We start from the raw sequence: 9,842 nt of genomic DNA, 5'->3' as shown, positions 1-9,842 counted from the left end.
ATCGGCCCAATCAATTCCGATATAAGCAGTGAATTTCTGAGACAAGAGCGTTTGCATTGCACACCTCCACAGACGCTAAAGTACATGCAGGAACATGCATGCTTGCGTCCAGCGAAGGCGATATAGAGAGCCGTGCCCGGCTTTCCCTGAGTGTTCGTTAGAGGGCGCAAGCGCACCTGCTGGGCTCGAAGGTGAAGCAGTAATCATCGAGATGCGTTGCAGCCCTATTCGTAGCTCGCAGGTGCATGTTCCTTCCTCGCAACAACCGGACTCCAGCGAGTATCAGTATGGGGGAGCAAGGAACGGACTACCTATATCGCAGCCCAGCGGGAGCAAGCTCCCTCGCCACAAGAGCGGTTTTCAGACCGTACGCGAATACTGAACCGTCTGGTCCGCCCCCAGGTACGCGTCGAAAGCCATGGCCACGTTGCGCATCATCAATTGCCCCTGGGGCAACAACACCAGCTTGTCGTCGCGAAGGTCCAGCAGTCCGTCGCGCACCAGCTCCTGGAGTCGGTCCAGCGCATCGGCGAAGTACTCGGTAAATCGAATGCCGTGGGCGCGCTCGATCTGGCCGAAATCGATGCGTGCGTGACACATCAGTTCGCTGATGACCTCGCGCCGCAGGCGATCGTCGTCGCTCAGCCGATAACCACGCTGCACCGCCAGCAAGCCTTGATCCAACCGGGCGTAATACTGGGAAAGCTCCTTGACGTTCTGGTTGTAGCTGTCGCCCACCTTGCCGATCGAGGACACCCCCAGGCCAATCAGGTCGCAGTCGGCGTGGGTGGAGTAACCCTGGAAATTGCGCTGCAGGCTGCCCTGGGCGCGGGCGCGTACCAGTTCGTCATCCGGCAAGGCAAAGTGGTCCATGCCGATATAGACGTAGCCGGCTTCAGTCAGGCGATTGATGGTCAGCTCGAGCAACTCCAGCTTGCGCTCTGGCGGCGGCATGTCTTCTGGCCGGATCATCCGTTGCGCCCGCACCCGTTGCGGCAGGTGGGCGTAGCTGTAGGCCGCGATCCGGTCCGGACGCAGGGCGATGATCTTGCTCAAGGTGACATCGAAACTGGCGATGGTCTGCAAAGGCAGGCCATAGATCAGATCGACGCTGACCGACTTGAAGCGCGCCAGGCGCGCGGCCTCCACCAGCTCGACGACCTGGGCTTCGCTTTGCACTCGATTGACGGCGATCTGCACCTGGGCATCGAAATCCTGGACGCCAAAGCTCAGGCGGTTGAACCCCAGCTGGCGCAAGCCTTGGATCTGTTGCGCATCGATGGTCCGCGGATCGACCTCGATGGAAAACTCATGGGCGTCGCTGTCGTCCATGTCGAACGACTGGTGCAGGCAGTCCATCAGGTCGGCCAGTTGCTCATGGGTCAGGTAAGTCGGCGTGCCCCCGCCCAGATGCAGTTGGGTCAGTTTGCGCGAGCGGTCGAACAAGCCCGCCTGCAGGGCAATTTCGCGCTTGAGGTAGGTCAGGTATTCGACGGCACGATGGCTTTTGCGCGTGATGATCTTGTTGCACGCGCAGTAATAGCAGAGGCTCTGGCAGAACGGGATATGGATGTACACCGATAACGACTTGGGCTGCGGCGCCTGGTTGCTGCGCTGGGCAGCCTGCTGGTATTCGTCCATGGCAAAGGCCTGGTGGAACTGCGGCGCCGTCGGATAAGAGGTGTAGCGCGGCCCCGGGCGGTCGTATTTCTCCACCAAGGCACGATTGAAACCGGATACAGCATTCATGATGGGTTCAACTTTTCAAAAGGGTGTGGGCCTGCGTCATCCATTCCTGGGTCGAACAGATTGCAGATCGCATCGACGTTCAAGCGCCCGGCGGGCAGGATGCCGATAAACCGGCTCGACAGTTCGATCAATCCCTGGTCATGCAACACTTCCAGCGACGGCCAGACAGACGCGAAATGCTCGCGAAACACCAGGCCGAAGCGTGCCTCGATGGCCAGGATATCCAGCTCCAGATCACAGGACAGCTGCTCGGTCACGCTCGCCTTGACCTGATCCTGCGCTTCACAGCGCCAGCCGCGACACACCGGCAACTGCCCGGCGTCCAGCTGTTGGCAATATTGATGCAGGTCGTCGGTGTTCTGTACGTACAGGTGCTCGATCTGAGTAATGGCGGACAGACCGAAGCCCACATGATCACAGCAACCGTGACGGGTAAAACCCTGGCAATTGCGATGCAGGCGTCCGTGTTCCTGGGCCACCGCCAGGTCATCGTCGGCCCTGACGAACTGGCCCAGGCCGATGTAGTGATAACCGGCGCCAATCAGTTGCTCGCAGCAGATCCGCCGCATGGCGTCCTTGTCGGCCGGGCTGCAAAAGGCACCGGCCACCCCGGCGTTCTTCGAGCGGTAACGATAAGGCGCGCGGGCGTAGTCGAAAATGTGCAACCGGTCCGGTTCCAGTTCGATCAACGTCGCCAGTTTCAGGGCGAAACTGCTGGGCGTCTGCCAAGCGTGACCGTAGCCCAGGTCAATGTTGATGGAGCGAAAACCAAACGTGCGCGCCGCATCGATCAACGAATGGATCGGAGCCGGATTCTGGTAGCAATCGACCGACAGGTCGCTGTCGACGCCAATGTCGGGGACGCCGATGCTGACATGGGTGAAACCCTGGTCACGGATCAGGCCCATGGTCGACCAATCCGTGTGGTGCAGGTCCACCTCGATACTGTGGTCGCCACCGTCGTATTCACTGAAGTCGAAGCGCTTGCGCAGGTCACTCATCAACGTCTGCAGATGAGCGATCACCGGTGTGCCACCGGTCAGGCAAAACTGCTCGACGCGCCGCCCTGCGCCCAAGTGGCAACCGACCAACCCCAGCTCATACATCAGACGTTGCAGATAACCCTCGATCTCGCCGCACCGGCAGTCACTGGCCAGGGGCGAACACGACGCCAGCCGCAAGCGCGAAGGCAGGTGCACCGCCAGGGACAAGGGCCGTCGTTTCTGACGGCTGCTGCGCAACCCTCGAAGCAGGTCGAGCGAACCGATGCCTGTGTGGAATCTACGTGTACCGACCGGACAATCGAAATCAGCCACCACAGACGCGAGGCCCGAAGGTCGCTCACCGAGGGTATGGAACGGGTCGAACATGACAATCTCCGAGTGGCAGTGCGGGAGCAGTTTGCGGGGTAACCCGCCGGGGCACCTTGACCTGTATCAAGCGCCTTGGAACCACGCGCCAGCGCTTACCAGGTGACGTAGAACATGGCCTTGGCCAGCAGCACGATCGCGACCATGTGCAAGAAGACGCTGGTATGGATGATGTGCACGTAGCGGGCGTTCATGCGCCCACTCCTGAACAACCACATGGCCCAGAGGAAATGGCCCAGCACACTGCCCGCCAACAGGATCTTGAGCCCCAGCAGCAAACCGAAGGATGACTGCAACGGCGACGAGAGCACCGGCCAATAGCGCAGCCAGACCATGCCAATGCCCGCGCCGAACAGCACCAGCAGCACCCACGGCATCAACTGCCGGGCGCGTTGGCTGATGCCTTGCTCCAGCAGCACCATGACCTTGATGGGCAGTTGTTTGCGGATGCTCTCCAGGAACAGGACTTCGAAGAAAACCGTGCCGATGAAAACCAGCGCGGCAAACAGGTGCAAGGTCAGAAACAGCGGATAAATCATGGGGTTCCTCGGTCGCCCTCTTCAGCGGGGCGATGGTTTATTCGAGGTTATCCCGCAGCCCTGGAAACGAGCTTGATGCCAATCAAGGAAGCCGCATGTCCGCCACACCAACGGCCCCACAGTAGGCGGCGTCGGGCTTCAGAAAGCGTCAACGAAACGTTACTCCTGCCCATTCCGACACAACCGCTGATCAGTTAGTCCGGCTTTTTGACACTTTCCCCGATATGCGGTCACAACTTTTGCGCTCCGCTGGGTCATAACACGAAGGTCGTCGATGGAATGTTGACGTCTACCTAGGTTTAAGCCTGATACGGAGATAAGCTCATGATTTTCAACGTACAAAATTTTGGCGCCAAAGGAGATGGCATCACCGACGACACGGCAGCCATCCAAAGTGCGATTGATGCGGCGGCAGCGGCCGGCGGTGGGCAGGTGTACATGCCGACCGGTACCTACATCGTTTCGGGGGGTGAGGAACCTTCCGATGGCTGCCTGATGCTCAAGAGCAATGTCTACCTGTACGGCGACGGCATGGGCGAGACCACGGTCAAGCTGGTCGACGGCTCCGACACCAAGATCACCGGTATCATCCGCTCGGCCTACGGCGAGGAAACCCACGACTTCGGCGTCAGCAACCTCACCATCGACGGCAACCGCGACAGCACCACCGGCAAGGTCGACGGCTGGTTCAACGGCTACATTCCAGGCGAAGAAGGCTACGACTCCAACGTCACCCTCGACAGCGTCGAGATCAAGGATTGCTCCGGGTACGGTTTCGACCCCCACGAGCAAACCGTCAACATGGTCATCAAGAACAGCGTGTCCCACGGCAACGGCCTGGACGGCTTCGTCGCCGACTTCCTCAGCGACAGCACCTTCGAAAACAACGTCGCCTACGACAACGACCGCCACGGTTTCAACGTCGTCACCAGCACCCACGATTTCACCATGACCAATAACGTCGCCTACGACAACGGCGGCAATGGCATCGTGATCCAGCGCGGCAGCGAGGACATCCCCTCGCCCAACAACATCACCATCACCGGCGGCGAGGTGTATGGCAATGGCGCCGAAGGGGTGCTGATCAAGCTCTCCAGCGAAGTGACCGTCACCGGCGTCGACATCCACGATAACAGCAGCGCCGGGATTCGCATCTACGGCAGCAACCACGTCGAAATCATCGACAACACCCTCAACAACAATTCCCTGGGCGGCGCCGTACCGGAAATCATCATCCAGTCCTACGACGACACCCTGGGCGTGTCCGGCAAGTACTTCAACGGCAGTGATAACCTCATCCAGGGCAACATCATCAGCGGCAGCGACCTGTCGACCTACGGTGTTGCAGAGCGCAATGAAGACGGCACCGACCGCAACGCCATCATCGCCAACACCATCAGCCACACCAGCAAGGGCGCCACGCTGGTCTATGGCGACGGCAGCTACGTCAGCGCCACGGTGCCGATGACCACCGTGCAAGGTACCGCGGGCAACGACACACTGCTCGGCAGCGCCGCCAGCGAGATTTTCTATGGCGGCGCGGGCAACGATACGATCAATGGCGCGGCCGGTGGCGACATCCTGGTCGGTGGCGCCGGCATCGACAAACTCACCGGCGGCACCGGCGCCGATACGTTCCGGTTCGTCGCCCAGTCGGACAGCTACCGCAACGCGACCACCAGTTTCGATGACACCATCACCGACTTCGACGTCACCCAGGACAAGATTGACCTTGCCGGCCTCGGTTTCACCGGCCTGGGCAATGGCCGTGGCGGCACCCTGCAGGTCAGCTACAGCGCCAGCAGCGACCGTACCTACATCAAGGACTACGACGCCGATGCCAGCGGTAATCGCTTCGAGTTGATTCTCTCGGGCAACCTGAGCAGCACCCTGACGGCCAGCAACTTCATCTTCAACCGGGTGATCACCGGCACCAGCGGCAGCGACTCGCTGTTGGGTAGCGATGCGGCCGATACCCTGCTCGGCCTGGCAGGCAATGACAGCCTCAGCGGTGGTGCGGGCGACGACAAGCTCGACGGCGGTGCTGGCATGGACACCCTCACCGGTGGCGCCGGGGCGGACACCTTCGTGTTCTCTAACCGCCTGGACAGCTACCGCAACTACAACACCGGTGGCGCCAACCTCGGCGACCTGATTACCGACTTCAACGTCAGCGCCGACAAGATCGACCTCTCGGCCATGGGTTTCACTGGCCTGGGGGACGGCAAGAACAACACCGTGTACCTGGTGCTCAACAGTGCCGGCACCAAGACCTACATCAAGTCCCTGGAGGCCGACGCCAATGGCAACCGCTTCGAAGTGGCGTTGGATGGCAATTACCTCAACACCTTGACCAGCGCCAACTTCGTCTTCGCCACCACCTCGCCGACCAACCAGGCGCCGGTACTGGCGACGCCGCTGTTGGACCAGAACGCGACCGAAAATACCCCGTTCAGTTACGTGGTGCCGGCCACCAGTTTCACCGATCCGGACAACGACAGCCTGAGCTACACCGCCAAACTCGCCAATGGCAACGCCCTGCCCAGCTGGCTGGTCTTCGATGCCGCCACCCGCACCTTCAGTGGCACGCCGCCCGACACCGCGTCGGGCACCTACGCCATCCAGGTCACAGCAAGCGACGGCAGCAACGCCACCGTCAGCGACAGCTTTACCCTCGCCGTGCAGGACGTTCCCACCACCATTGTGATCAATGGCACGCCGAACAACGACACGCTGACCGGCACCACGGCCAATGAACAGCTGTTCGGTGGCGCGGGCAACGACACCCTCAATGGCGGCGCCGGCAACGACATCCTGGTCGGCGGCACCGGGGTCGACAAACTCACCGGTGGCACCGGCGCCGATGTGTTCCGCTACACCTCGAAACTCGATAGCTACCGCACCAGTTCCACCAGCGCCAGTGACCAGATCCTCGACTTCGAGCTGACGGCGGACAAGATCGATGTCTCGGCGCTTGGCTATATCGGCCTGGGCAACGGGCTCAACGGCACCCTGCAGGTCACTTACAGCTCGTCGACCAACCGCACCTACCTCAAGGACCTCACGGTCGACGCCAACGGCAACCGGTTCGAGATCTCGATGGCGGGCAACTTCGTCAGCAGCCTGACGGCCAGTCACTTCGTCTTCGCCGACCAGACCAACCCCACCAACGTGGCCCCGGTCGTGGCCACCCCACTCCTGGACCAGAACGCCAGTGAAAGCACGCCTTTCAAATACACGGTGGCGAGCAACAGCTTCACCGACGCCAACCAGGATGTGCTGACCTATACCGCGACCCTCGCCAATGGCACTGCCCTACCCACCTGGCTGAGCTTCAACGCCACCAGCCTGACCTTCAGCGGCACGCCAACCAGCACCGCTGCAGGCAACTACGACATACTGGTCAAGGCCACCGACCCCTCGGGCGCCTCGGTCAGCGACAACTTCAGCCTGGTGGTGGCCGATGCGCCCGCCAACACCATTACCGGCACCAACAACGCCGAAACCCTCAACGGCACGACGGGTGCGGACCTGATCCTCGGCCTCGGCGGCAACGATACGATCAAGGCCGGCACCGGCGCGGATATCGTCGACGGCGGTGCCGGACGCGACTCGTTGTACGGTGGCGATGGCGCCGACACGTTCCGCTACAGCAACCTGTCCGATAGCTACCGCGACTACGACACCGGGGGTGTCACAGCCACCGACACGATTTATGACTTTACCGTTGGCGTCGACAAAATCGACGTTTCAGGGCTGGGCTTTCTCGGCCTCGGCGATGGCAGCAACGGCACGCTGTACATGACCCTGAACACGGCGGGCGACAAAACCTACATCAAGTCCGCCGAAGCCGACGCCGATGGCAATCGCTTCGAGATCGCCCTTAACGGCAACTACCTCAACACCCTCACCGCCAACGACTTCGTCTTCGGCGAGCGCGCCCAGCAGGACATTCTCTACCTGCCCACCCTCGGCCAATCCAATGCGCGCCTGCTGCGCATGACCGAGGACGATGACCAATCCGGCACCTCGATGCTGGTCAATGACTTGAACCGCTACACCACCTATGACGTGCGCAGCCAGTTCACCGATGCCGATGGCAACGGTATCGACATCGCGGTCGGCGGCAGCACGGTCAACGGCCTGTCCACGCTCAGCCCCGAGGAACTCCAACTGTGCTGGTGGCTGACAGACACCAACCAACCCGGGCCGGCACTGTTGCGGGCGGTGACGTTGCTGCGCGACCAGCGCACCGAACTGCAGTCGATCGACAACGTCACCATGGGCATCATCTGGGGCCAGGGCGAGGAAGCCGCCCAGGAAATCGCCCGCGCCACGGACAAGGCCGCGGCAGCAGCGGCCTATAAGGCCGCGACCCTGAAGGTGTTCGACTATTTGCATGCCCAATTTGGCAACTTCAGCGTCTATCTGATGGAAACCGGTCACTACGAAGAGGATGCGGCCCGGGCCCGGGGTTATTCGGAAGAAAAAATCGCGTCCATCGTCGAGGGCGTCGGTTATGTCCGCGCCGCCCAGGAGGCCATGGCCGCCGAGCGCGCCGACGTCAAGCTGGCGGTGGACTACACCGACCTGCCCTTGCGCTACGAAGTCGACCCGCTGGTGTATCCCGATGACGTCTGGCACCTGCACGAGGAGTCAGCGGAAATCGTCGGTCAACGCCTGGCGGACTACATTGCCGATGACCTGGGCTTCCAGGGCAACCCCAACGACAACAACAGCGTGCAGGACATTTTCGACAACGCCCAGAACCAGGGCGGGATGATCTCCGGCACCGACCAGGACGACACCCTGGTGGGCAGTTCGGGCAACGATACGATCGATGGCGACCTGGGCGCCGACACCATGACCGGCGGCGATGGCAACGACATCTACGTGGTCGACAACGCGTTAGACAGTGTGGTGGAAACCAACACCTCGACGGCGCAGATCGATACGGTGCAGGCCTCGGTCAGTTGGACGCTGGGGGCCAATCTCGAGAACCTGGTGCTCACCGGTGTATCGGACATCGACGGCACCGGCAATGAACGGCGCAACTTCATCACCGGCAATGCCGCCAACAACGTGCTCGACGGCGCCGCAGGGAACGACAGCATGAGCGGTGGTGACGGCAACGACAGTTACGTTGTCGACAATGCCGACGACAGCGTGATCGAGACCAACAGCAATACCGTGACTGGCGGGATCGACAGCGTGCACAGCAGCCTCGCGGCCTATACCTTGGGCAACAACGTCGAGAACCTGTATGTCGATAGCACCGGCGCCGCCAATGGCACCGGCAACGCGCTGGACAATACGCTGTTCGCCGGCACCGGCAACAATGTGCTGGATGGACGCGATGGCATTGACACGGCCAGCTTCGAGCGCGCCCTGTCTGGCGTGACCGTCAACCTCTCGACGTCGGCGCAACAGAACACCGTGGGGTCCGGGCTCGACACCTTGAAGTTCATCGAGAACCTGAAAGGAAGCGCCTACGCCGACACACTGTCGGGGAACAGCGCGGCAAACGTCCTCGATGGAGGGGCCGGCAACGATACGCTGGTGGGTGGTTCGGGCGATGACCGGTTGATCGGCGGCGCAGGCACCGACAACCTCACCGGTGGCACTGGTGCGGACACCTACGCATTTGGTGCGCTGTCGGACATGGGCGTCGGGGCCTTGCGCGACGTGATCAGCGGTTTCAAGAGTACGGAGTTCGACAAGTTGGACCTCACCGGCCTGGACGCCAACCCGCTGACCGCCACGGTCGATGCCTTCACGTTCATCGGCAGCAACGCCTTCGACGCCACCAACGCCACCGGCCAGCTGCGCTTCGTCGATGGCATCCTCTTCGGCAGCACCAACGCCGACGCCACCCCCGAGTTCGAATTCGAACTGGTGGGCGTCAAGGAGCTGCACGCCAGCGACTTCACCGCCTGATTGCCCCTGAGCAGGCTTGTCCGCAATAGCTGCGGCACATTCAGCATGGATGCTGACTGACCCACCGCTATCGCGAGCAAGCTCCCCCCAGGACGGCGTGTTGTGCCAGAAAAGTTGAAGTTCATGGGCGGCTTTTGTGGCGAGGGAGCTTGCTCCCGCTCGGCTGCGCAGCAGTCGTGAACCGGTGGACTCGGTCTGCCTGATACCACTCATTGTCTGGGTTTGGGGCCGCTTCGCAGCCCAGCGG

General features: G+C 61.5%; 4 protein-coding genes. 1 reads left to right on the top strand and 3 read right to left on the bottom strand.

Going from position 1 to position 9,842, the window contains the following annotated elements; all coding sequences use genetic code 11:
- Nucleotides 1–360: 360 nt before the first annotated feature.
- From hemN to BM300_RS26745, 3 genes are all read right to left on the bottom strand, one after another.
- Entirely contained in the window at nucleotides 361–1,749 is a 1,389-nt protein-coding gene (gene hemN / locus BM300_RS26755) for an oxygen-independent coproporphyrinogen III oxidase (RefSeq protein ID WP_092141457.1), read from the bottom strand.
- Entirely contained in the window at nucleotides 1,746–3,119 is a 1,374-nt protein-coding gene (locus BM300_RS26750) for an oxygen-independent coproporphyrinogen III oxidase (protein WP_092464472.1), read from the bottom strand. The genes hemN and BM300_RS26750 overlap by 4 nt, the downstream gene beginning before the upstream one ends.
- A gap of 95 nt (nucleotides 3,120–3,214) precedes the next feature.
- Entirely contained in the window at nucleotides 3,215–3,658 is a 444-nt protein-coding gene (locus BM300_RS26745) for a CopD family copper resistance protein (protein ID WP_092464470.1), read from the bottom strand.
- Nucleotides 3,659–3,982: 324 nt separating this feature from the next.
- On the opposite strand from BM300_RS26745, the gene BM300_RS26740 reads away from it, so the two are divergent.
- Nucleotides 3,983–9,595: a putative Ig domain-containing protein gene (locus BM300_RS26740; protein ID WP_092464468.1), complete on the top strand. Its 5,613-nt coding sequence runs from the start codon at nucleotides 3,983–3,985 to the stop codon at nucleotides 9,593–9,595.
- Nucleotides 9,596–9,842: the final 247 nt, after the last annotated feature.

This window comes from Pseudomonas sp. NFACC46-3 (genome assembly GCF_900114515.1).
Lineage (GTDB): Bacteria > Pseudomonadota > Gammaproteobacteria > Pseudomonadales > Pseudomonadaceae > Aquipseudomonas > Aquipseudomonas fluorescens_Q.
The sequence above is the reverse complement of the archived record's forward strand: the minus strand, read 5'-3'. Positions and strand labels throughout refer to the sequence as shown.